This is a genomic window from Arthrobacter sp. efr-133-TYG-104 (assembly GCF_030208915.1).
GTDB lineage: Bacteria > Actinomycetota > Actinomycetes > Actinomycetales > Micrococcaceae > Arthrobacter.
This window is the reverse complement of record NZ_JARVTA010000013.1, coordinates 109,240-131,691: the sequence shown is the minus strand read 5'-3', so window position 1 is coordinate 131,691 and position 22,452 is coordinate 109,240. Positions and strand designations below refer to the sequence as shown.

The window sequence follows — 22,452 nt, the reverse complement described above, 5'->3', positions numbered from 1 at the left end:
ATGGTCAGCACGCCCACCCGCGGCAGGATAGCGCGGGCGTCCAAGCGTCTGTCGCCACCTCCAGGTCACGACGGCGGAGGCCTCCGTAGCCGCCTCCGTCGCCTTTGGGACTACATCGAAGGCAAAGAAAAGGCGCCCAACAGCTCCACCTACTACCTGATTCTCGGTTGTGCCGTGGCGCTCACGGCCATTGGCGTCATGATGGTGCTCTCGGCGTCGAGCGTTGAAGCGATCTCGGTTGGTAAGTCGCCGTACGGTGATGCGCTGAAGCAGGCCATTTTCGGCGTGTTCGGGCTGATTGCCATGTACGTGATCTCCAGGACCAATGTCAGCTGGATGAAGAAGTTGTCATGGTGGGCGATGGGCGTCGTCATCGCACTGCTGGCTCTTGTCCAGGTGTTGGGCCGTAGCTCATTGGGTAACCAAAACTGGCTGGATATCGGTGGCATCAGCCTCCAGCCATCCGAGATTTCCAAGTTGGTGCTGTGCGTCTGGATTGCCGCCGTCCTGGCGCGCAAGGAGAAGTACCTCAACCGCTGGATGCACGTGATGATTCCCGTCTTCCCCGGGGCAGCGGCCGTTCTTGGGCTGATTTTGGTGGGCAACGACCTGGGCACCGCCATCGTCGTGATGTCCATTGTGGCGGCAGGGCTTTACTTTGCAGGGGTCCCTGGCAGGATGCTGGCGATCGTTGCTGCCATAGGCGCCATTGGGGCTACCGCAATGACGGTCATCAGCCCCAACCGCATGTGCCGCGTCACTGCGTGGCTGGGCATAGTCAACCCCTCCTGCACGGCTGATTCGGACTTCACCTACCAGTCGACGAACGGAATGTACGGGCTGGCGCAGGGAAGCTGGACAGGCTTGGGACTGGGCCAGAGCCGGCAAAAGTACAACTGGCTTCCCGAGGCGCACAACGACTTCATTTTTGCCATCATCGGTGAGGAACTCGGCCTCGTGGGCACCGTGGTGGTGTTGGTCCTGTTCGCCATCCTCGGCATCGCGATTTTCCGTGTAGTGGTGCGGCAGACGGACCCGTTCCAGCGCACTCTCGCCGGGGGGATCATGGTGTGGCTGCTCGGGCAAGCCAGCATGAATATGGCAGTGGTCACGCAGTTGCTGCCGGTGATCGGTGTCCCGCTCCCTTTTATTTCGGCAGGTGGTTCAGCGCTTGTGATGTCGCTGTGCGGTGTGGGCGTAGTCTTGTCTTTGGCCCGCAGCCAACTGCCACCGCAGGAGCGTCCCAGGTTCCTCCCGCGCCGTTCTCCCAAGACCACACGAAAGCGTACATAGCCCTTCATGACGTCTGCCTCTTCCCATGTCACCAAGCCCCTTTCAGTCGTCCTTGCCGGCGGCGGAACGGCCGGGCATGTCAGTCCGCTGCTGGCGATCGCCGATGCCATCAAGGAGCAACGGCCGGATGCCGCCATCTTGACCGTTGGAACGTCCTCGGGCATGGAGACCCGGCTGGTCCCTGCTGCCGGCTATGAGCTTGCCACCATTGACCGTGTTCCTTTTCCGCGACGGCCATCTGCCGATCTCCTCAGGCTTCCAGGGAGACTGAGCGGCGCCGTCGCGCAAGCACGCAAGATCTTGCGGGAGGCAGACGCCGACGTCTTGGTTGGAGTCGGCGGCTATGTGTGCACGCCCATGTACCTGGCCGCACGCCGGCTGCGGATCCCCATTGTTATCCACGAAGCAAACGCCCGGCCGGGCTTGGCCAACCGGGTCGGAGCGCGTTTCACCAACCGCGTGGCAGTGGCGTTCCCGGGGACGCGGCTGCGGCGTGCCAGGCACGTAGGCATGCCGATGCGCCGGGCGGTCTCAGCCCTTGACCGCTCAGTTGCCGGTCCAGCTGCCAGGGCTGCCCTGGGGTTGGATGCGGACAAGCCGACCCTGATCGTCACCGGTGGGTCCTCGGGCGCGTTGAGCATCAACCGCTCCATCACTGCTGCCCTCCCGGCCTTGGCCGCAGCGGGCATTCAAACCTTGCACATCACCGGCCGCGGTAAAGCCGTCCAAGATGGCGACGGCGGTGCACTCACGGCCCAGGGCTATCACCAGGTCGAGTACGTGGATGGTATGGAGAACGTGTACGCGGCTGCCGACGTTCTCCTGGCCCGCGCCGGGGCCGGTACCGTCAGCGAAGTCGCTGCAGTGGGTGTTCCGGCAGTGTTCGTGCCGCTGCCCATCGGCAATGGCGAGCAGGCACTGAACGCCGCCGCCCTCGTTGGAGCTGGAGGAGCACTTCTGGTGGATGACAAGGACCTGACCCCGCAATGGATCGAAACACAGCTGATTCCGTTGTTGACGGACAGGGAAAGGCTTGCCGACATGGGCCGCCGTTCCGAAGCCCTTGGAGTGAGAAACGCCGATCAGCGAATGGCTGATCTTGTCTTGGAAGCGGTGTCCGCATGAACCAGAGCAGTGATTCCATTCAAACCCTAGGCAGGGTCCATTTCATCGGTATCGGTGGTGTTGGGATGTCTGCAGTTGCCCGGATCATGGTCTCGCGCGGCGTGCCCGTGAGCGGCAGCGACGCCAAAGACCTGCCGGTGATGGGTGACCTTTCATCGGCCGGTGCGCGCATCGCCGTCGGATATGACGCCGCCAACCTCGGCGATGCGGAAACCGTCGTCGCCGGGTCTGCGATCCGTCCCGACAATCCGGAACTGTCCGCGGCGCGCGCCAAGGGTCTGCCGGTGTTGCATCGTTCCGAGGCGCTGGCGGCGGCCATGGCGGACCACCGCGTGGTCCTCGTCGCCGGCACTCACGGCAAGTCGACCACTACATCGATGGTGGCGGTCCTGTTGAAGGAATCGGGGGGAGATCCCACCTTCGCGATCGGCGCGAACGTCCCCGCACTAGGGGTCAATGCAGCGCACGGGTCTTCTGACATTTTCGTGGCCGAAGCCGACGAATCCGATGGCTCCTTCCTGAACTACAAGCCGCTGGTTGCTGTCGTCACCAACGTGGAAGCCGACCACCTGGACCACTATGGGACCCCGGAGGCTGTGTTCGCTTCCTTCGACAACTTCGCAGCGCTACTTCCGTCTGAGGGCGTCCTGTTCGCGTGCGCCGACGATGCGGGGGCGCGGGCATTGGCGGAGCGGACAGCGGCGAAGGGCACCACACGCGTGGTCACCTACGGAACAGCGGACGACGCCGACATCCGCCTCTACGACGACGGCCCGGGCAAGGTGTCCGTGGCCATAGGGGAGAACCGGCACGCCCTGGATTTGCAGGTGCCGGGGCGCCACAATGCCCTCAATGCGACGGCGGCGTTCGCAGTTGCCGTGGAACTCGGTGTGCTCCCTGAGGTCGCAGCAGAGGCCCTTGCCCACTTCACAGGTGCATCGCGGCGCTTTGAGCTCAAGGGCCAGGCCAGGGGAGTGCGCGTCTATGACGATTATGCACACCACCCCACGGAGGTCCGCGCGGCCTTGTCTGCCGCCCGTTCGGTGGCCGCGGGCAAGAAAGTCCATGTCCTTTTCCAGCCCCACCTGTTCTCCAGGACACGTGAGTTCGCTCCCGAGTTTGCGGCAGCGTTGGACACCGCAGATACGGCACTGGTACTGGATATCTACCCCGCCCGCGAGGACCCCATTCCAGGGGTCACCAGCGCGCTGATCGCCGATCGGCTGGCCAAGGGTCGATTGGTCAGCGGTAACGAAGCCGTTGACGCCATCGCGACGGTGGCGGAGGACGGCGACGTCGTGCTGACGGTCGGCGCCGGTGACGTGACCGCATACGGTCCCGTTATCGTGGAGGCCCTGGGTGGCTAGTACACGCAAGCCGGGGCCGATTCGCAGTGGTGCCGACGTCATCAGTGCCCAACGCTCCGTGGAAGTTCCACGCCCTGCCGAACCGGGTGGCAAACAGGCTAAGGCGGAAGTGCCTGCCAACGTCATCGTCTTTCCGGAGCCAAAGGGCAAGCGAAAGCGGCGGCTCATCGGATGGACAGTGGCGATCATCGTTGTGCTGGTGGCGGCTATTGTGGGCGGAGCCGTGTACTCGCCTGTCCTTGCGGTCCGTTCCATCGCCGTGGACGGCACCAAGATCGTGACGCCGGACGCTGTTCAAAAAGCGTTGTCGGGACTTCAGGGAAAGCCATTGCCGCAAGTCAGCGAACAGCAAGTGAACGATCTCTTGAAGCCGTTGATTCAGGTCCGTTCGGCCACGGTGGAAGCACGGCCGCCTTCGGAATTGCTGGTCCACATCGATGAACGCGTACCCGTGGCGCTCTTGAAGCAAGGGGACGCGTACGTGATGGTGGATGTCGACGGCGTGCAACTCGGGGTAACCAAGGACCCAACGGGAGCCGCGCTGCCTCTGATCGACCCGGGCGCGGGAACGGTGAACACGGATCTGTTCAAGGCTATTGCGGCCGTTCTGGACACCTTGCCCGCAGACGTTTTGGCTAAAATGGCTACGGCCTCCGCAGCCTCGCCGGATGCGGTGGAACTAAAACTCGTTGACGGAAAGACTGTAGTGTGGGGCAATGCCGAGGACAGGGAATTGAAGGCCAAAGCACTCCAGGCATTACTGAACATGCCGCCCAACCCGAAGGACCCGATCAACGTCTACGACGTCAGCGTCCCGAGGCACCCTTTCACAAAATAACTACTTCCACCCGTAACCCTCCAGCGACGGGACACGACTTTCCGACTCGGAACAGGACATTCGGACGACACGCGCAAGCGGTCATTGCATGTGCGAACCAGAGGAAATACCGTCGCAGTAGAGTTACTTGACATAACTATAACCTTCAACTAGAGGGTTAAGGTCCAAGGATTCACGTTGGACTCGATCAGTTTCGCTATAGGACACAAGCAAGGGGCACGAAACGTGGCAGCACCGCAGAATTACTTGGCCGTCATCAAGGTCGTCGGCATCGGCGGCGGTGGCGTGAACGCAGTCAACCGCATGATCGAGGTGGGTCTCCGTGGTGTCGAGTTCATCGCCATCAACACGGACGCGCAAGCCTTGCTGATGAGCGACGCTGACGTCAAGCTCGACGTCGGACGTGAACTCACCCGTGGCCTTGGCGCCGGCGCCAACCCCGAAGTTGGCAAGCAGGCCGCCGAAGATCACGCCGACGAGATCGAGGAAGTCCTGCGTGGTGCTGACATGGTCTTCGTCACGGCCGGCGAAGGCGGCGGTACAGGCACCGGCGGCGCTCCGGTCGTTGCCCGCATTGCCCGTTCCCTCGGTGCGCTGACCATCGGCGTCGTCACCCGCCCCTTCACCTTCGAAGGCCGGCGTCGCGCAGGCTCAGCTGAAGCCGGGATCGACGCGCTTCGTGACGAGGTGGACACGCTGATCGTCATCCCGAACGATCGCCTTCTGTCCATCAGCGACCGCAATGTCTCGGTTCTGGACGCTTTCCGCTCGGCGGACCAGGTCCTTCTTTCCGGTGTCCAGGGCATCACCGACCTCATCACCACGCCGGGCCTGATCAACCTGGACTTTGCGGACGTGAAGTCCGTCATGCAAGGGGCAGGGTCTGCCTTGATGGGTATCGGTTCGGCCCGCGGTGAGGACCGCGCTGTCAAGGCAGCTGAACTCGCTATCGCTTCGCCGCTGCTTGAAGCCTCCATCGATGGTGCACACGGTGTGCTGCTCTCCATCCAGGGTGGTTCCGATCTCGGTTTGTTCGAAATCAACGAGGCAGCCCGCTTGGTGCAGGAAGTTGCGCACCCGGAGGCCAACATCATCTTCGGTGCAGTTATCGATGACGCCTTGGGCGATGAAGCCCGCGTCACCGTTATTGCCGCAGGCTTCGACGACGTCAAGGCTACGTCGCCGTCCATGGACCAGTCGCGCCCGGCGCAGCACCCGGCCACCCCGGACCGCCCGGCTCCCGGTGCGGCTCCCTCCAGTGCTGCCGCACCGCAGCATGCGACGGCAGGTATCGGCGCTGCAGGCCTGAGCAACTGGGGCCAGCAGCGCCCGTCCGCGTTGCCCGCGGACTCAGGGTTCGACGTCGACCTTCCGGCAGTAGTAGAGCCCGACCTTTCGGGCAGCCGTTCGGACGACCTCGACGTTCCTGACTTCCTCAAGTAAGTCGCGTTCGGAGACTTTGCTCGGTGTTTTGGTGGCGCAATGAAGTGAGACCCGGCGTTTCTGTAGCCTTTACGGATACGGGCGCCGGGAATCTGGCCCTTCATGTAGGGGACGACCCCGCACAGGTGGCGGCACGCCGGACCCGTTTGAACAGGGCGGCCGGCCTTGACACGGGGCAGTTCCAATACACAGGGCAGTCCCAATACACAGGGAACTTCCAATATATGAATCAAGTCCACGGCAATACCGTGGCGCCCATCGACGCCTTGGGGCCTGGCCCCACTGCCGATGCCATGGTGTCCGGGGGGCTTCCAGTATCAGGGTTCTCCCGCCGTGCCCAGCCGCTTGCTGTCATGGTGGCCGACTGTGTCCCTGTGGTGCTCGTCGGTGACGGCGCCGATGGGAGCGTCGTCCTTGCTGTGGCGCATGCCGGACGCCCCGGCGTGGCCTCCGGCGTCGTTCCGTCGACTGTCGCCGAAATGCGCAACCGCGGAGCCGTCCGCATCCGTGCCTGGGTGGGGCCGTCCATTTGCGGCTCCTGCTATGAGGTCCCGGAGCAGCTTCGGGCGGAAGTCGCCGCGCAGGTACCGGGTACGTGGTCAACCACCTCGTGGGGTACGGCCGCCCTGGATCTTCCAGCAGGGGTACGCGAACAATTGACCGCCGCAGATGTTGCCGTGGAGTACTCGGGGGAGTGCACGTTGGAAAATGACGCGCTCTTCTCCTACCGACGGGACACACAGACTGGTCGGTTCGCTGGTTTGGTGTGGATGCATGACTGACGACGCGCGGACACGAACGCTTGCGGAACGCCTGGACACCGTTAGGCACCGGATTTCGGCTGCCGCCCTTGCTGCGGGGCGGGGCGACCAACCCAAGCTGATTGTGGTGACGAAGTTCCACCCTGCCGATGACGTCCGCCGACTGGTTTCCCTAGGTGTCACGGATGTTGGGGAGAACCGTGACCAGGAAGCGGCAGCCAAGTCGGCCGAGTTGGCAGATGTTGACGTCCGCTGGCACTTCATCGGGCAGCTTCAGAGCAACAAAGCAAAGTCGGTCGTCAAGTATGCAGCCTCCGTTCAGTCGATCGACAGGCCGCAACTCGTGGCGGCCTTGGAAAAGGCCATCGAACGGGAGCAAGACGCCACGGGACGCACCGACCTGCAGTGCTTCATCCAAGTCAGCCTTGACTCCGGCGCTGGAGGACATCGCGGCGGCGCTGACCCGTCCGACGTCGAAGATATCGCCGACAGGATCCAAGCCGCCCAGGGCCTGGGCCTCGCAGGAATCATGGCTGTGGCTCCGCTGGGTGCCGATCCGGAACGTTCGTTTGAAAAACTCGCCGGAATTTCCGAGGCCCTCCGCGCCGTGCACCCCGCAGCCACAGGTATATCTGCCGGCATGAGCCAGGACTTGGAAGCTGCCGTGAAGTTCGGGGCGACACACCTGAGAATTGGCTCCGATATTCTCGGATCACGTCCGGCCGTGGGGTAGCGTCGAATTATTGGAACGATGGGCCGGGGTTCTGATACTTGCATGTCATGGCGGCCCGCCTACTGCAAAAACGATAAGGAGTGCACCATGGCTGGCGCTCTGCGCAAGACAATGATCTATCTTGGGCTCGCCGACGGCGATGAACACTACCAATCTGAGCAGCCCGTGGCACAGCATGATGAAGAACGCCCCCAGGAGCAGGAGCGGGAAGAGCGCCGGGCGCCCGCTCCCGTCCGGGAAGTAGTCCGTGAATTGCCCGTTGTTGACGCCGAAGAGGAATACCGCGCACCCGTGACACCCATCAAGCGTGCGGCCTCCAGCCGCGAGGATGCCTCTGGCCTGAGGCAGATCACCACCGTTCATCCCCGTTCCTACAATGATGCCAAGCTCATCGGTGAAAGCTTCAGGGATGGCATTCCGGTCATCATGAACGTCACCGACATGGGTGAAGCCGATGCCAAGCGATTGGTTGACTTCTCTGCCGGCTTGGTCTTCGGACTCCATGGAAGCATTGAGAGGGTCACCAACAAAGTCTTCTTGTTGTCGCCGTCGTACGTTGAAGTCATCGGAGATGACAAGAAGGCCAGCGAAACGCAGGCCAGTTTCTTCAACCAAAGCTGACACTACCGGTTCGGGCAGATGCCAGGCGGGGAAACCTGCCTGGCATCTGTGTTGAAATGGTAGCGACGGCATTCGGAAGTATTCGGGAGATTTGAGCTAACCTGTGGGCATTGTTTTCGGCCTTATCTACATCGTGTTGTTGCTGTTTTTCATTGCCCTGATCATCCGCCTCATTTTTGACTGGGTGCAGATGTTTGCCCGGCAATGGCGGCCACGGGGTGCGGCCTTGGTAACTGCCCACGTGGTCTACTCCGTGACGGACCCACCGCTTGGAAGGCTCCGCAAGCTGATTCCGCCCTTGCAAATGGGTGGTGTGTCCTTGGACCTGGGCTTCCTGATCCTCATCATTGCAGTGAGCATCGCCATGGCAGTGACCAGCAGCTTGGCCTAGCCCGCCGGGTCACCGAGGGCTCCAACTGGGGCCTGACGTGCGCAAATTCTCCAAATCAACACGATGGTGTTGAATTAGAGTAACCAGATGATATTTAGGTACCGTAGTTTTGAACGGCCGGAAGGCCTACTGACTAACTAGACCAATGAGGTGACCAGATGGCTTTGACGCCAGAAGACGTTGTCAACAAGCGCTTTCAGCCGACCAAGTTCCGCGAAGGCTACGACCAAGACGAGGTCGATGACTTCCTTGACGAGATCGTTGTTGAACTTCGCCGCTTGAACCAGGAGAACGACGAACTTCGCAAGAAGCTTGGCGAGGCCGGTGCTGCCGTTCCTGCAGCCGCCGCTGCTGCCCCGGTCGTGGAGAAGGTTCCTGCCCCGGCTAAGGCTGATAAAGAAGCCGAAGCTAAGGCCGAGGCTGAGGCCAAGGCCGCGGAAGCTGCCAAGAAGAAGGCTGCCGACGACGCCGCCGCTGCCGCAGCGAAGGTTCCGGCGCCCAGCAACAACCTCACTCCTTCCGCTGAATCCGCTGCAGGCCTGCTGGCCATGGCCCAGCAGATGCACGACAAGCACGTCGCCGACGGTGCACAGCAGAAGGAAAAAATCATTGCTGAGGCACAGATTGAGGCCTCCAGCTTGGTCAACGACGCACAGGAAAAGTCCCGCAAGATCTTGGGTGCCCTGGAGCAGCAGCGTTCTGTGCTCGAACGCAAGGTCGAGCAGCTCCGCGGCTTCGAGCGTGACTACCGTTCACGCCTGAAGGCTTACATTGAAGGCCAGCTCCGCGATCTCGACGCCCGCGGCTCAGTTGCTGCTCCTGAGGTCGGCGAAGCAACCGCCGACGTTTAGCAAGTATTCTGAAAGCCGGTGGCTGGGGTTTCCTCGGTCACCGGCTTTTGCTGTTAACGCCTGACGGCAACGCACCAAGCCTCCCGAATGAAAGCACAATGACCGACGATCTTACCGATGACGCCCTGACGCCCATGCCTGCACGCGATCGCAAGTGGCGTCCGGCAAAGCTCTGGCTCTTCGCAGCCTGCGCTGCCTTCGCTTACGCCTTGGACCAATTCACCAAACTTTGGGTCACCAGCACCATGGAGGAAGGCGAGCGGATTGCTGTCCTCCCGCCACTGCTGCATTGGTATTACATCCGCAACTCGGGTGCAGCCTTCTCCATTGGAGAGAACGTTACGTGGATCTTCACCATCATCATGGCAGTGGTCGTCGTCGCTATCCTCTTCCAACTCCGCCGACTTGGGTCTGCGTGGTGGGCGCTGTCACTGGGCTTGCTGTTGGGAGGCGCGCTCGGCAACCTGACGGACCGTCTTTTCCGCGAACCGTCATTCGGTATGGGGCACGTTGTGGACTTTATCCAGTTCCCCAACTTCGCGATCTTCAACATTGCGGATTCTGCTGTGGTGTCCGGGGTCGCGATCGTTTGTATCTTGACGCTGCGCGGCATAGCCATGGACGGTTCGCGCCACGGTGCACCGAGCGAGCGAACCGCTGAGGCGGGCAACGCGCAAGGCCCCGCTCCGGAGACACCCGGTGAGTAGGGAGCTGAGCATTCCAGAGGAGTTGGGTGGCGTCCGGGCCGACGCAGGCATAGCGAAACTGCTGGATGTTTCCCGGTCGGCGGCCGCGTTGCTCCTCTCGGAGGGCAACGTCACCAGCGGGGGAGCAACGCTTGAGAAATCGGCCAAGCTTACAGCAGGCGCGGTTGTGCACGTCACGATTCCGGAACGCCGGGATCCATTGGAGGTGGTGGAGGAAGTCGTGGAAGGCCTGAATATCCTGCTCGATGATGAGGATTTCGTTGTCATCGACAAACCCGTAGGTGTGGCTGCCCATCCGTCGCCGGGATGGGTTGGGCCCACGGTGGTCGGCGGCTTGGCAGGTGCCGGTTTCAGGATTTCGACGTCGGGTGCACCGGAGCGTGCCGGAATCGTGCACAGGCTCGACGTCGGCACCTCCGGCGTCATGGTGGTGGCGAAGACGGAGAACGCCTACACGGTGCTGAAACGGGCCTTCAAGGAACGAACGGTGGACAAGGTGTACCACGCAGTGGTTCAAGGGCTTCCCGATCCCCTGCAGGGAACCATCGACGCGCCGATTGGACGTCACCCAGGGCATGACTGGAGGTTCGCCGTCATCGAAGACGGTCGGCCGTCAGTGACGCACTACGAGGTGTTGGAAGCTTTCGGCAAGGCCACCTTGGTGGAGGTGCATCTGGAAACCGGGCGAACCCATCAGATCAGGGTCCACTTCTCTGCGTTGCGGCACCCCTGTGCCGGTGATCTAACCTACGGGGCGGACCCCCGCCTCGCTGCGACTTTGGGCCTCACACGTCAGTGGCTGCACGCCCGCCAGCTTGGCTTTACCCACCCGCGCACCGGCGAATGGGTGGAAGTCACCAGCGAATATCCGGAAGATCTGCAGTTCGCTTTGGACCTCTTGGCAACCGGGGCGGCATAGAGGCACGTGCCGCGCGCGTTCCTATCCTGTCGGACCCTGGACGGTAGACTGTCCGGGTGACTTCCAGCAATGATTCGTTCGTCCACCTGCACACCCACACCGAATACTCCATGCTGGATGGAGCAGCCAGGTTGGGTGAGTTGTTTGATGAAACGGAACGGCTCGGCATGCCCGCCCTGGCGACCACGGACCACGGGTACCTTTTCGGCGCATTCGACTTCTGGCGTAAAGCCACGGACAAAGGCATCAAGCCGATCATCGGCGTCGAAGCCTACGTAACTCCCGGAACCGCGCGCGGTGACAAGGAGCGTGTGCGTTGGGGCGATGAAAGCCAACGCAAGGACGACGTCTCCGGTGGTGGCGCGTACACCCACATGACGCTCCTGAGCTACAACAACGTGGGCATGCGCAATTTGTTCCGGGCTTCATCTATCGCTTCCCTCGATTCCGTGTTCGGCAAATGGCCACGGCTCGATCGTGAACTCCTCAACACCTACTCCGAAGGTTTGATTGCCACCACAGGGTGTCCTTCGGGAGAGGTCCAAACCAAGCTCCGGCTGGGACTGTACCGGGAGGCGGTCGAAGCGGCCGCCGAGTTCCGGGATATCTTCGGTGCGGAAAACTACTTCTGTGAGTTGATGGACCACGGACTGGATATTGAACGCCGCGTCACAGGCGACCTCCTGCGGTTGGCCAAAGAACTGAACCTTCCCCTCGTCGCCACCAATGACCTGCATTACACGCACGAGCACGACGCCAAGGCCCATGAGGCGCTGCTGGCGATCCAATCAGGCTCTACCTTGCTGGAGCCAACGTACGACAATGGCGGCTCACGCTTTGCGTTCTCCGGCAGCGGCTACTACTTGAAGTCTCCCCAAGAGATGCGCGAACTATTCCGCGACCACCCTGAGGCTTGCGACAACACCCTCTTGATCGCTGAACGCTGCGAGGTATCCTTCAACACCGGTGCCAACTACATGCCCAGGTTCCCTTGCCCGCCCGGGGAAGACGAGACCTCGTGGCTGGTCAAGGAAGTGGATACGGGTCTCAAGTACCGCTATCCGCAAGGCATTCCGGACAAGGTGCGCGCCCAGGCCGATTACGAACTCGGCGTCATCACATCCATGGGCTTCCCCGGTTACTTCCTGGTGGTGGCCGACTTCATCAACTGGGCAAAGAACAACGGAATCCGCGTGGGTCCCGGCCGTGGTTCAGGTGCGGGTTCCATGGTTGCCTATGCCATGCGCATTACGGATCTCGACCCCCTGCAGCACGGCCTGATCTTCGAACGCTTCCTCAACCCGGACCGCGTTTCCATGCCTGACTTCGACGTCGACTTCGATGATCGGCGCCGATCCGAGGTCATCGACTACGTCACCAAGAAGTACGGTGACGAGCGCGTAGCCATGATTGTCACCTACGGAACCATCAAGACCAAGCAGGCGCTTAAGGACTCATCGCGCGTATTGGGTTACCCATTCAGCATGGGTGAGCAGTTGACCAAAGCCCTCCCGCCTGCTGTGATGGCCAAGGACATCCCGCTCGCGGACATCCAAAACCCGGAGTCCAAGCGCTACAGCGAAGCCGCGGACTTCCGCCAGCTCATCGCCACAGATCCCGAGGCCGCGAAGGTCTTCGAGACGGCATTGGGCATTGAGGGACTGAAACGCCAATGGGGTGTCCACGCCGCTGGTGTGATCATGTCCTCGGACCCCATCATCGATGTCATCCCCGTGATGCGCCGTTTCCAGGACGGCCAGGTCATCACGCAGTTCGATTACCCAACGTCCGAAGGCCTCGGCCTGATCAAGATGGACTTCCTGGGACTCCGGAACCTGACGATCATTTCGGATGCGCTTGAGAACATCAAGATGAACCGCGGCGTTGACCTGGACCTGGAAAACCTGGAACTGGACGACGCGGCGTCGTACGAACTTTTGGCGCGCGGCGACACCCTGGGCGTGTTCCAGCTCGACGGCGGCCCCATGCGGTCCTTGTTGAAGCTCATGAAGCCCGACAACTTCGAAGACATTTCGGCAGTTCTCGCGCTGTACCGCCCCGGGCCCATGGGCGCCAACGCCCACACCGACTACGCACTGCGGAAGAACGGGATCCAGGAAGTGATCCCCATCCACCCGGAGTTGGAAGAACCCCTGAGGGAGATCCTTGGCGGCACTTTCGGCCTGATCGTGTACCAAGAGCAAGTCATGGCCGTGGCGCAAAAGCTGGCCGGCTACTCACTTGGCCAGGCAGATATCCTTCGCCGCGCCATGGGTAAGAAAAAGAAATCCGAGCTGGACAAGCAATTTGCCGGCTTCTCCCAAGGCATGCAGGACAACGGTTACTCCATGGCCGCTGTCAAGACGCTGTGGGACATCCTGCTTCCGTTCTCCGACTACGCCTTCAACAAAGCGCACTCGGCTGCCTATGGCGTGATTTCGTACTGGACGGCCTACCTGAAGGCGCACTATGCGCCGGAGTACATGGCTGCCCTGCTGACATCGGTGGGTGACGATAAGGACAAATCCGCTATCTACCTCAACGAATGCCGGCGGATGGGCATCACGGTCCTGCCTCCGGATGTGAACGAATCATCGTTGAACTTCACGCCAGTGGGCCACGACATCCGCTTCGGCATGGGCGCTATCCGCAACGTTGGCGTCAACGTGGTGGACGCCATGGTCTCGGCCCGCACCACCGAGGGCAAATACACCTCTTTCAAGGACTTCCTGCTGAAGGTGCCTGCCGTGGTGTGCAACAAGCGTACGATCGAGTCCTTGATCAAGGCTGGAGCGTTCGATTCGCTCGGGCATCACCGCCGCGCGCTGGCGATGATCCACGAGGAAGCCATCGATTCGGTCATCACCCTTAAGCGGAATGAGGCCATTGGCCAGTTCGACCTCTTTGCTGGCTTTGAAGACCAAGAACCTGAAGCGTCCTTGACCACTGAGATCCCGGACCTGCCGGAATGGGAAAAGAAGGACAAGTTGTCCTTTGAACGGGACATGCTGGGGCTCTACGTATCGGACCATCCGTTGCAGGGCCTCGAAGGCGTCCTCAACCAGCACGCGGAACAGTCCATTGCGTCGATTATCGCCGAGGATGGGCCGCACGACGGCGCGATAGTCACCATTGCGGGCATGATTACCTCCCTCAGCCGCAGGATCGCCAAGGCCAGCGGCAATGCCTATGCCCGCGCGGAGATCGAGGACCTTGGTGCGTCCATTGAGGTTATGTTCTTTGGCCAGGTATACGGTCCCATAGCTTCAGTGCTGGCCGAGGACCTGATCGTGGTTGTTAAAGGCCGCTTGCAGCGCCGGGACGATGGTGCGGTGACGCTGAACTGCATGGAACTATCGGTACCGGACCTCAGCGAAAGTGTGAACGGTCCGGTGGTCATCACTCTTCCCACCTATAAAGCCACAGAGACGGTGGTGACAGATTTGCGCGACGTTCTTCGAACGCACCGCGGAAACTCCGAGGTGCGCCTCAAGCTCACCGGTGATACCAAAGTCGAAGTCATGGGCCTGCCCGTACATCTGCGGGTAAATCCCAGCCCGTCACTCTTTGGCGACCTCAAGGTCCTCCTGGGGCCGGCCTGCCTTGACACCTAGACGACAGCTGAGGAGTACTTGCTAGCTGCATATATCGCTAGCTAGTGCGTTCAGAACTCACAGTCCGTTCAGATCTCATAATCCAAGGGTGTTGGCTTGCTGTAGGCTCCGCCGTGGTACAGCAGGGGAGTGCCGTCCTCGCCCACTTGGCCGTCGATGACCTCTACCACCACCACGGCATTGTTCTCGAAGGAAAGCCGCATCTGTATCCGTCCCACCAGCCACCCGCTGACGTCTTTGAGGATCGGAACGTCGTGGGGACCGGGCTCCCAGTGGTCGCCCTCGAAGCGGTCGCGGGTCCTTGCGAACCGGTTGGCCAGGGCCTGGTTCTCAAGGCCCAACATGTGCACGCCGATGAATTCGGAGTTGGCCACAGCAGGCCATGAACTCGAGCTCCGGGCCATGTTGAACGTAAAGCGAGGCGGCTCAGCGGATAGCGAGGCCACTGACGTGGCGGTGAACCCGAACGGGTGCCCGTTGAGGTTGGCGGTGATAATCGCCACCCCTGCCGCGTGCCGGCGGAACATTTCCCTGAAGGTTTGCTGAAAGCCAGTCGGCTCGGTGGACACGGGGTGTTTCTCCTCCATGGTGCGGGTAGGTACTCCCTTCAGCGTATTCCCCTTCTGGTGCGGCTCCTTACTTTGTTGAGGTGGCATGAACCTTTGTTAATGTGGGAGCATGACCGATCCCACTGTAGAGATTTCCGCGGAAGCCACAGCCGGCCCCGCCTCCCACCGCCCAGGGCGGCGGGACATAGCCTGGCTGGTTCTCCCGGCGGCTTCGGGGATTGCTGTGGGCCTCCTCTGGTGGCTGTTGGCCCCGGGGGGAGGCAATCTGCTGTCCGGAAATCCGGCGTTGGCCAACCCCTCAGTTCCAGCATCGTGGTTGCCGCGTGACTTGGTCCTTGGCGGTTTGGCATTGGTTGCCGGAGTGGTGACGGGTTTCCTTTTGGACGGGAAACTAAACACACGGGGAGCAGGCCGGCGCTTTGCGTTTGCGCTCCTCGGTGGGGCCGCAGGTGCCGTTGTCTCCTGGTCGATCGGCCTGCTGGCCGCGCAGTTGTGGGGTCCCGCCGTGGATCCAGCGCTCGGGTCCGACTATGGATTCACGCTGCGCTCCTATTCGGTGCTGGCCTTATGGCCAGGTGCTACGGCTTTTGTCACGTTCGTCCTTTCCTTGTTCGGGGTTCTTTCCGGGAAGCCCGTAAAATAGGGCGGTGACCACTTCTCCCGATACCTCCGCACCCGCCGTCTCGCTGGCCTACCGCACCATTGATTTCCGGGGGCGCAGCCTTTCCCTGGCGGAATTGCGTGCGGCTGTGCCGAGGGCGAAGCATCAAACGATGGCGGACGCGGAACAAAAGGTCCTCGATATCATTTCCGCCGTACGCAGCCGCGGCTTTGAGGCATTGTCAGAACTGGCAAAGACGTTCGACGGCGTGGAACAGTCCCATCCCAGGGTGCCTGCAGAGGCGCTCGCCCAAGCGCTGGCAGGCTTGGAGCCGAACGTCCGCGCTGCGCTGGAGGAATCGATCAGCAGGGCCAAGCAGTTCGCCCGGAAGCAACGGCCAGCCGACGTCGACGTCGCATTGGCGGACGGCGCCGTCGTCAGCCAAAACTGGATTCCCGTAGGCCGGGTTGGGTTGTATGTTCCTGGCGGTCTTGCGCCCCTTGCTTCTTCGGTGATCATGAATGTCGTGCCCGCAGCGGCTGCCGGCGTCGAATCCATCGCCTTGGCTTCGCCGCCACAGAAGGAATTCGGCGGCTTGCCACACCCAACCATCCTGGCGGCAGCGGCGCTGCTCGGTATAGAAGAGGTGTACGCCATTGGCGGAGCCCAAGCGATCGCTTCCTTTGCCTACGGAGTCCCCGGGGGTGACGGGCAATTACCGATCGAGCCCGTTGACGTTGTCACAGGGCCGGGCAACATCTTCGTAGCCACCGCCAAGAGGCTCGTCAGGGGAGTGGTAGGCATCGACTCGGAGGCGGGCACCACGGAGATCGCGATCTTGGCAGACTCCTCCGCACAGGCCCCCTTGGTGGCGGCGGACCTCATCAGCCAAGCAGAGCACGATCCCAAGGCTGCGTCCGTGTTGGTGACCGACTCAGCGGAACTCGCTGACGCCGTCGTGGGTGAATTGAAGAAGCAGGCGGCAGCGACCAAGCACAGCGAACGCGTGGTGGAGGCGCTGTCCGGGCCCCAGTCCGGCGTGGTGTTGGTGGATGACTTGGAACAGGGCATCGCGGTCTGCAACGCCTACGCCGCCGAGCACCTGGAAATCATGACCAAGGACGCAGCCTCCGTGGCGGCACGGATCCGAAATGCCGGAGCGATATTCGTTGGCGACTACAGCCCGGTCAGCCTGGGTGACTACTGTGCCGGGTCCAACCACGTGCTTCCGACCAGCGGGACGGCGGCTTTCTCGTCGGGGCTGAATGTGACCACGTTCTTGCGTGCAGTCCAAGTCATCAATTACAACCGTGCCGCCCTGGAGCAGGTCAGCAGCCATATCGTGAGCCTGTCCGGCGCGGAGAACCTTCCCGGGCACGGAGACGCTGTCAGGATCCGTTTCCAACCGGACGCCAACCACAACATGTAAGGGTTGCTGGCACTACATGTAGTAATGACAAGCTTGTCATTACGGTGCCCGCGACCGTAAACTGAAGTCGGAAGTGAATCCTCCGGCACGCTCGCGGCGCCCTGCCCACAGACGTCCGGAACTGTGGGGGAGGCCCAGCATGTATTGCCCGTTCTGCCGGAACCCCGACTCCCGCGTCGTGGACAGCCGTATGGCGGACGACGGTACTTCCATTCGACGTCGGCGGCAATGCCCTGAATGCGGACGTCGGTTCACTACGGTGGAGACCACCAGTCTGTCCGTTATCAAACGCTCCGGTGTTGGCGAGCCCTTCAGCAGGATCAAGGTCATCAGTGGCGTCCGGAAGGCGTGCCAAGGGCGTCCCGTCACCGAAGACGATCTGGCCATGCTGGCCCAAGAGGTCGAAGAAAACATCCGCTCATCGGGTGCAGCCGAAATCGACGCGCACGAAGTAGGCCTGGCCATCCTGGGCCCGCTCCGGAAGCTCGATGAAGTCGCCTACCTCCGGTTCGCCAGCGTCTACCAGGCATTTGAGTCCTTGGAGGACTTTGAGTCGGCGATCTCCTTGTTGCGGCACGAGGCCCAAGACCATGCCAAAGCGGTGAACTCAGAAGCAAAAGGTACTGAGAAAAGCCAGCTTTAGCTCCGGGCGGCCGCGGACACGAATCCGCAGCCGCCGGAGAAGTATCCGAAGCCTACTTGGCGAGCTTGTGATGCAGGGCCACCTCGAGCGCTGCACCCACGATGCCGGCATCGTTTTTCAACTCTGCAGTGACGATCTTGGTCCGCAGATCCAAGTGCGGGAAGTACTCATCGGAGCGCTTGGAGATGCCGCCTCCAATGATGAAAAGCTCAGGGGAGAACAGGAACTCGACGTGCTGGAGGTACCGGTTCAGAAGAACTCCGTACTGGTCCCAGGTCAGCCCATCCCGCTCCCGGGCGACGGCGGATGCCTTGGTTTCGGCGTCGACACCGTCCACTTCGAGGTGGCCAAGCTCGGCGTTGGGAACCAGATGGCCATTGAAGATGAAGGCCGATCCAATGCCGGTGCCCAGCGTGATCACCAGGACCGTGCCGTTAACGCCTTCGCCGGCGCCATAGCGGGCCTCGGCCAGCCCGGCGGCGTCGGCGTCGTTAATCACTTCTACAGGGCGGCCAAGCCGCTTGGTGAACGCTTTGTCGATGTCCGCTTCAAGCCAGGACTTGTCCACGTTAGCCGCTGAGTGAACCACACCATGTTGGATGATGCCGGGAAAGGTGACTCCTACGGGTGATGAGGCGTCGGGTGCGTCGGGTCGGCTCGAGAGCTCGGCGACTATCTCGGCCACGACCTCCGCAACGGCCTCCGGCGTCGCCGGTTGAGGCGTCGGAACCCGGAACCGGTCACCGATCAGCTTGCCCTTTTTCAGGTCGACGATGCCGCCCTTGATTCCGGTGCCGCCGATGTCGATACCGATCAGCGGGGCGTGCTTGTGGTTTTTCTCATCCTTTTTGGACAATGCATTTCCGATCATGGCAGGAGGGATGGGCGGCGGCAGCCCCTGGGCTGCAGACTCGTTTCGGTAACTCAGGGAAGGGTTAAGATTTCCGCGCCGGTTTCCGTGACCAGCAGCGTGTGTTCGAATTGGGCCGTACGTTTGCGGTCCTTGGTAACCACTGTCCAGTCATCAGACCACATGTCCCATTCGATGCTGCCGAGGGTGAGCATGGGTTCGATGGTGAAAACCATGCCCGTTTCGATCACTGTGTTGTACGCCGGTGCGGCGTCGTAATGCGGGATGATGAGGCCTGTGTGGAAGGCTTCACCTACACCGTGGCCAGTGAAATCCCGGACCACGCCGTAGCCGAAGCGTTTGGCGTACGACTGGATGGCTCGGCCGATTACGTTGATCTCGCGGCCCGGAGCCACGGCCTTGATGGCCCGGTTGAGCGACTCCTGCGTACGCTCAACCAACAGACGGGATTCTTCATCCACATCGCCAACAAGGAAGGTGTAGTTGGTGTCCCCATGCACCCCGCCGATGAAGGCCGTGATATCGATGTTCACGATGTCGCCGTCTTGAATCACCGTTGAGTCCGGGATTCCATGGCAGATGACTTCGTTCAGGGACGAGCAAATCGACTTCGGAAAGCCCCGGTAGCCCAGCGTGGATGGGTAGGCCTTGTGATCGAGGAGGAACTCATGGCCAACCTCGTCCAAGCGGTCAGTGGTGACGCCGGGGACAATGTACTTGCCAACTTCGACGATCGCCTGTGCGGCTATTTTGCTGGCAATCCGGATCTTCTCAATGGTCTCGGCGGACTTGACCTCGGAACCGGTGAACTTGCTGGGCGCCTTCTTGCCAACGTATTCGGGCCTGGCGATCGACGCCGGAACAGCTCGCTCGGGGCTGATGGTTCCAGGGGTGAGCGTGCCGGTAGGTGCAGTGGAAGCTGGAGAAGGCATAGATTGATCATATAAGGCCCAAGAGACGTAAGTAACAATGCCCGGCGGGGCTTCCACAGGTCCGCCGAACGTTACGCGTGCACCAACTACTGATGGAGGAGGAAAAGTGCCGGAGTACTGGTACAACGTCAACACCCACGAGATCGAAGAGGACGCCATGTCCGACTGGTCTCAGCTCATCGGCCCCTACAAAACCAGGGAGGAAGCCGAACACGCCCTGGAAAAGGTTAAGGCCCGCAATGATGCGTGGGACGCGCAGGACGAAGACTAGCCAAGACGAGGACTAGCCAAGACGAGGACTAGAACGAGTGCTCGGGCCCGGGGAACTGGCCGGACCGGACATCTTCCCCATAGGCCGCCGCGGCGTCGCTCAGCGTTGACCGCAAGTCCGCGTATTGCTTGACGAATTTAGCCATTTTGCCGCCGCGGAGACCGGCCATGTCCTGCCACACCAACACTTGGCCCGTGGTGCTTTTGCCCGCGCCAATGCCAACGGTCGGCACCCGCAACGCAGCGTCGACGGCAGCGGCAGTGTCTGCCGGGACCATCTCCATGAGGACACTGAACGCCCCGGCGTCCTGCAACGCGATCGCGTCGTCAATCAGTCGCTGGGCGTCATCGCCACGTCCTTGGACGCGGTAACCCCCGAGGGAATGCTCACTTTGGGGCGTGAATCCGATGTGCGCCATGACGGGGATCCCGGCCTGCACCATAGCAGTGACAGTATCCGCGTAGTAAGCGGTGCCCTCGATCTTAACGGCGTGGGCAAGGCCTTCCTTGAGGAACCGGACGCCGGTAGCCACGGCCTGTTCGGCGGAAACTTCATAGCTGCCGAATGGGAGATCCGCAACAATCAGCGCCCTCTTGGCCGAGCGGCTCACGGCCCTGCACAGCGGAAGGAGCTCGTCCACCGTGACGGGAAGGCTGGTCTCATTGCCGAAGACGTTATTCGAGGCTGAGTCGCCCACTAAGAGGACTTCAATGCCGGCTTGGTCGAAGATCTCGGCAGTGTACTGCTCGTACGCCGTCAGCATGGCAAAACGGGCACCGTTGTCCTTGGCCTGCTGCAGGTGGTGGATCCGGACCCGTCCGGCAGGCTTCGCGCTACCCGCCGTCGAACTGCTGCTTGTAGCGGCTGGGCCCGAACCGTAGGGTGCGGATACTTCGCTGGGCGTGCTGGATTCTGGAAAGTTGCTCGGGGCCATGGATAGAGCCTATGCCGTGCGTGCGGTGCCTGCCACCAGCGGGGACGCCGTCTCCGTATGTAAACGCTGTGTTACGCGAAGCCGCCAGCACCACATTGGCACTGAACTCTTAGTAGAGTGAAGGCTGAGCTGTCCTGGCTCCAATCACTGGAACCAGAGGCATGGACAATGAATTGGAAATGAGGCCCCATGGACCGCCAGCAAGAGTTCGTTCTGCGGACGATCGAAGAGCGTGACGTGCGCTTCGTACGCTTGTGGTTCACCGACGTCGTGGGTTCCCTTAAATCGGTAGCCTTGGCGCCGGCGGAAGTTGAGGGCGCTTTCGAAGAGGGCCTTGGTTTTGATGGGTCGGCCATCGAAGGGCTCGCCAGGGTCTTCGAATCGGACATGCTTGCCCAGCCCGACCCGTCCACATTCCAGATACTTCCTTGGCGGGGCGAAACCGAACAGACCTCACGGATGTTCTGCGACATCCTGACGCCCGACGGCGAGCCGTCGGCCGCTGATCCCCGCAACGTGCTCAAGAGGGCGCTCGCCAAAGCAGCTGATATGGGATTCACCTGCTACACGCATCCCGAGATCGAGTTCTACCTGTTGAAGTCCCAGGACCTGGGTCCGAACGGTGCGCCGGTGCCCGTGGACGAGGGCGGCTACTTTGACCACGTGCCAGGTGGGGTGGCCCAAGACTTCCGCCGTACTGCCGTGACCATGCTGGAATCGGTGGGTATTTCCGTGGAGTTCAGCCATCACGAAGGCGGGCCCGGCCAAAACGAAATCGACCTCCGCTATGCCGATGCCCTCCAGACCGCGGACAACATCATGACGTTCCGCACTGTTATCAAGGAAGTTGCCTTGCAGCAAGGCACCTACGCCACGTTCATGCCCAAGCCGTTCACGGACCACCCAGGTTCAGGCATGCACACGCACTTCTCGTTGTTCGAGGGGGACACCAACGCGTTCTTCGAAGCCGGTGCCGAGTTCCAGCTCTCCAAGACCGCCCGCCAGTTCATTGCCGGAATCCTCAAGCACGCCCCGGAATTCACGGCCGTCACCAACCAGTTCGTGAACTCGTATAAGCGGCTCTGGGGTGGCGGCGAAGCACCAAGCTACCTGAGCTGGGGACACAACAACCGCTCCGCTCTGGTGCGGGTTCCGCTGTACAAGCCGGGGAAGGGCCAGTCCGCGCGCATCGAATACCGGGGCATCGACTCCGCCACCAATCCATACTTGGCGTACGCCGTGCTTTTGGGTGCCGGATTGAAAGGCATCGAGGAAGGCTACGACCTCCCGGCTGCAGCGGAAGATGATGTGTGGTCGCTGACCACGGCCGAACGCAAGGCGATGGGACACGCTCCCTTGCCGGCAAGCCTCCATGACGCCATCCGGGCCATGGAGGAATCGGAACTGGTGGCCGAAATCCTCGGCGAGCAGGTCTTTGAGCACTTCCTGCGCAACAAGCGTGCGGAGTGGCAGGATTACCGCTTGCAGGTCACCCCGTACGAGTTGCAGCGCAACCTCGGCATCCTCTAGGCAGGGCCA

The 22,452-nt window shown here is 61.5% G+C and carries 22 protein-coding genes; 18 read left to right on the top strand and 4 right to left on the bottom strand.

Translation table 11 applies throughout. The annotated features are described in order from the left end of the window. The 13 genes from ftsW to dnaE all read left to right on the top strand — a co-directional run bounded on the left by ftsW (position 1) and on the right by dnaE (position 14,663). Entirely contained in the window at positions 1-1,293 is a 1,293-nt protein-coding gene (gene ftsW, locus QRN04_RS11280; protein ID WP_284976120.1) for a putative lipid II flippase FtsW, read from the top strand. Positions 1,294-1,299: 6 nt separating this feature from the next. Further along, positions 1,300-2,418, top strand: coding sequence for an undecaprenyldiphospho-muramoylpentapeptide beta-N-acetylglucosaminyltransferase (murG, locus tag QRN04_RS11275; protein WP_284976119.1), 1,119 nt, complete (start codon positions 1,300-1,302; stop codon positions 2,416-2,418). Continuing rightward, a complete protein-coding gene (murC, locus tag QRN04_RS11270; RefSeq protein ID WP_284976118.1) occupies positions 2,415-3,785 on the top strand; it encodes a UDP-N-acetylmuramate--L-alanine ligase in 1,371 nt (456 codons plus the stop codon). The genes murG and murC overlap by 4 nt, the downstream gene beginning before the upstream one ends. Beyond that, the gene (locus QRN04_RS11265; protein WP_350224934.1) at positions 3,778-4,623 is read left to right on the top strand and encodes a cell division protein FtsQ/DivIB; all 846 of its coding nucleotides are present in this window, start codon (positions 3,778-3,780) and stop codon (positions 4,621-4,623) included. The genes murC and QRN04_RS11265 overlap by 8 nt, the downstream gene beginning before the upstream one ends. A 225-nt stretch (positions 4,624-4,848) precedes the next feature. After that, positions 4,849-6,066: a cell division protein FtsZ gene (gene ftsZ, locus QRN04_RS11260; protein WP_284976117.1), complete on the top strand. Its 1,218-nt coding sequence runs from the start codon at positions 4,849-4,851 to the stop codon at positions 6,064-6,066. Between the two features lie 23 nt (positions 6,067-6,089). Then, positions 6,090-6,848, top strand: coding sequence for a purine nucleoside phosphorylase YfiH/LACC1 family protein (locus QRN04_RS11255; RefSeq protein WP_284976116.1), 759 nt, complete (start codon positions 6,090-6,092; stop codon positions 6,846-6,848). Further along, positions 6,841-7,560, top strand: coding sequence for a YggS family pyridoxal phosphate-dependent enzyme (locus tag QRN04_RS11250; protein WP_284976115.1), 720 nt, complete (start codon positions 6,841-6,843; stop codon positions 7,558-7,560). The genes QRN04_RS11255 and QRN04_RS11250 overlap by 8 nt, the downstream gene beginning before the upstream one ends. An 87-nt stretch (positions 7,561-7,647) precedes the next feature. Continuing rightward, positions 7,648-8,181, top strand: a complete 534-nt coding sequence (locus QRN04_RS11245; protein WP_284976114.1) for a cell division protein SepF — start codon at positions 7,648-7,650, stop codon at positions 8,179-8,181. 103 nt (positions 8,182-8,284) lie between these two features. After that, on the top strand, positions 8,285-8,572 hold the full coding sequence (locus QRN04_RS11240) for a YggT family protein (protein ID WP_284976113.1): 288 nt from the start codon (positions 8,285-8,287) through the stop codon (positions 8,570-8,572). 158 nt (positions 8,573-8,730) lie between these two features. Further along, the gene (locus tag QRN04_RS11235; protein WP_284976112.1) at positions 8,731-9,423 is read left to right on the top strand and encodes a DivIVA domain-containing protein; all 693 of its coding nucleotides are present in this window, start codon (positions 8,731-8,733) and stop codon (positions 9,421-9,423) included. Positions 9,424-9,521: 98 nt separating this feature from the next. Further along, the gene (gene lspA, locus QRN04_RS11230) at positions 9,522-10,130 is read left to right on the top strand and encodes a signal peptidase II (RefSeq protein WP_284976111.1); all 609 of its coding nucleotides are present in this window, start codon (positions 9,522-9,524) and stop codon (positions 10,128-10,130) included. Next, the gene (locus tag QRN04_RS11225) at positions 10,123-11,049 is read left to right on the top strand and encodes an RluA family pseudouridine synthase (RefSeq protein WP_284976110.1); all 927 of its coding nucleotides are present in this window, start codon (positions 10,123-10,125) and stop codon (positions 11,047-11,049) included. The genes lspA and QRN04_RS11225 overlap by 8 nt, the downstream gene beginning before the upstream one ends. Positions 11,050-11,105: 56 nt before the next feature. Then, positions 11,106-14,663 carry a DNA polymerase III subunit alpha gene (dnaE, locus tag QRN04_RS11220; protein WP_284976109.1) on the top strand — a complete coding sequence of 1,186 codons (3,558 nt, stop codon included), beginning with the start codon at positions 11,106-11,108 and terminating at the stop codon, positions 14,661-14,663. A gap of 68 nt (positions 14,664-14,731) precedes the next feature. Here the strand turns inward: dnaE and QRN04_RS11215 are convergent, their stop codons facing one another. Further along, positions 14,732-15,232, bottom strand: coding sequence for a flavin reductase family protein (locus QRN04_RS11215; RefSeq protein ID WP_284976108.1), 501 nt, complete (start codon positions 15,230-15,232; stop codon positions 14,732-14,734). A 109-nt stretch (positions 15,233-15,341) separates the two neighbouring features. Here QRN04_RS11215 and QRN04_RS11210 point away from each other — a divergent pair, with 109 nt between their 5' ends. The 3 genes from QRN04_RS11210 (at position 15,342) to nrdR (ending at position 17,905) form a co-directional block, all read left to right on the top strand. Then, the gene (locus QRN04_RS11210) at positions 15,342-15,875 is read left to right on the top strand and encodes a hypothetical protein (RefSeq protein WP_284976107.1); all 534 of its coding nucleotides are present in this window, start codon (positions 15,342-15,344) and stop codon (positions 15,873-15,875) included. A gap of 4 nt (positions 15,876-15,879) precedes the next feature. Then, the gene (gene hisD, locus QRN04_RS11205; RefSeq protein ID WP_284976106.1) at positions 15,880-17,262 is read left to right on the top strand and encodes a histidinol dehydrogenase; all 1,383 of its coding nucleotides are present in this window, start codon (positions 15,880-15,882) and stop codon (positions 17,260-17,262) included. Between the two features lie 139 nt (positions 17,263-17,401). Beyond that, positions 17,402-17,905, top strand: a complete 504-nt coding sequence (gene nrdR, locus QRN04_RS11200) for a transcriptional regulator NrdR (RefSeq protein WP_284976105.1) — start codon at positions 17,402-17,404, stop codon at positions 17,903-17,905. A gap of 52 nt (positions 17,906-17,957) precedes the next feature. Here nrdR and ppgK read toward each other — a convergent pair whose 3' ends face one another. After that, positions 17,958-18,761, bottom strand: a complete 804-nt coding sequence (gene ppgK, locus QRN04_RS11195; RefSeq protein WP_502868790.1) for a polyphosphate--glucose phosphotransferase — start codon at positions 18,759-18,761, stop codon at positions 17,958-17,960. 68 nt (positions 18,762-18,829) lie between these two features. After that, positions 18,830-19,708, bottom strand: a complete 879-nt coding sequence (gene map / locus QRN04_RS11190) for a type I methionyl aminopeptidase (RefSeq protein WP_284976103.1) — start codon at positions 19,706-19,708, stop codon at positions 18,830-18,832. A gap of 106 nt (positions 19,709-19,814) precedes the next feature. Here map and QRN04_RS11185 point away from each other — a divergent pair, with 106 nt between their 5' ends. Beyond that, positions 19,815-19,979: an SPOR domain-containing protein gene (locus tag QRN04_RS11185; protein WP_284976102.1), complete on the top strand. Its 165-nt coding sequence runs from the start codon at positions 19,815-19,817 to the stop codon at positions 19,977-19,979. A 28-nt stretch (positions 19,980-20,007) separates the two neighbouring features. On the opposite strand, the gene panB is transcribed toward QRN04_RS11185, so the two are convergent. After that, positions 20,008-20,913, bottom strand: a complete 906-nt coding sequence (panB, locus tag QRN04_RS11180; protein ID WP_284976101.1) for a 3-methyl-2-oxobutanoate hydroxymethyltransferase — start codon at positions 20,911-20,913, stop codon at positions 20,008-20,010. A gap of 189 nt (positions 20,914-21,102) precedes the next feature. Here panB and glnA point away from each other — a divergent pair, with 189 nt between their 5' ends. After that, entirely contained in the window at positions 21,103-22,443 is a 1,341-nt protein-coding gene (gene glnA, locus QRN04_RS11175) for a type I glutamate--ammonia ligase (protein ID WP_284976100.1), read from the top strand. Positions 22,444-22,452: the final 9 nt, after the last annotated feature.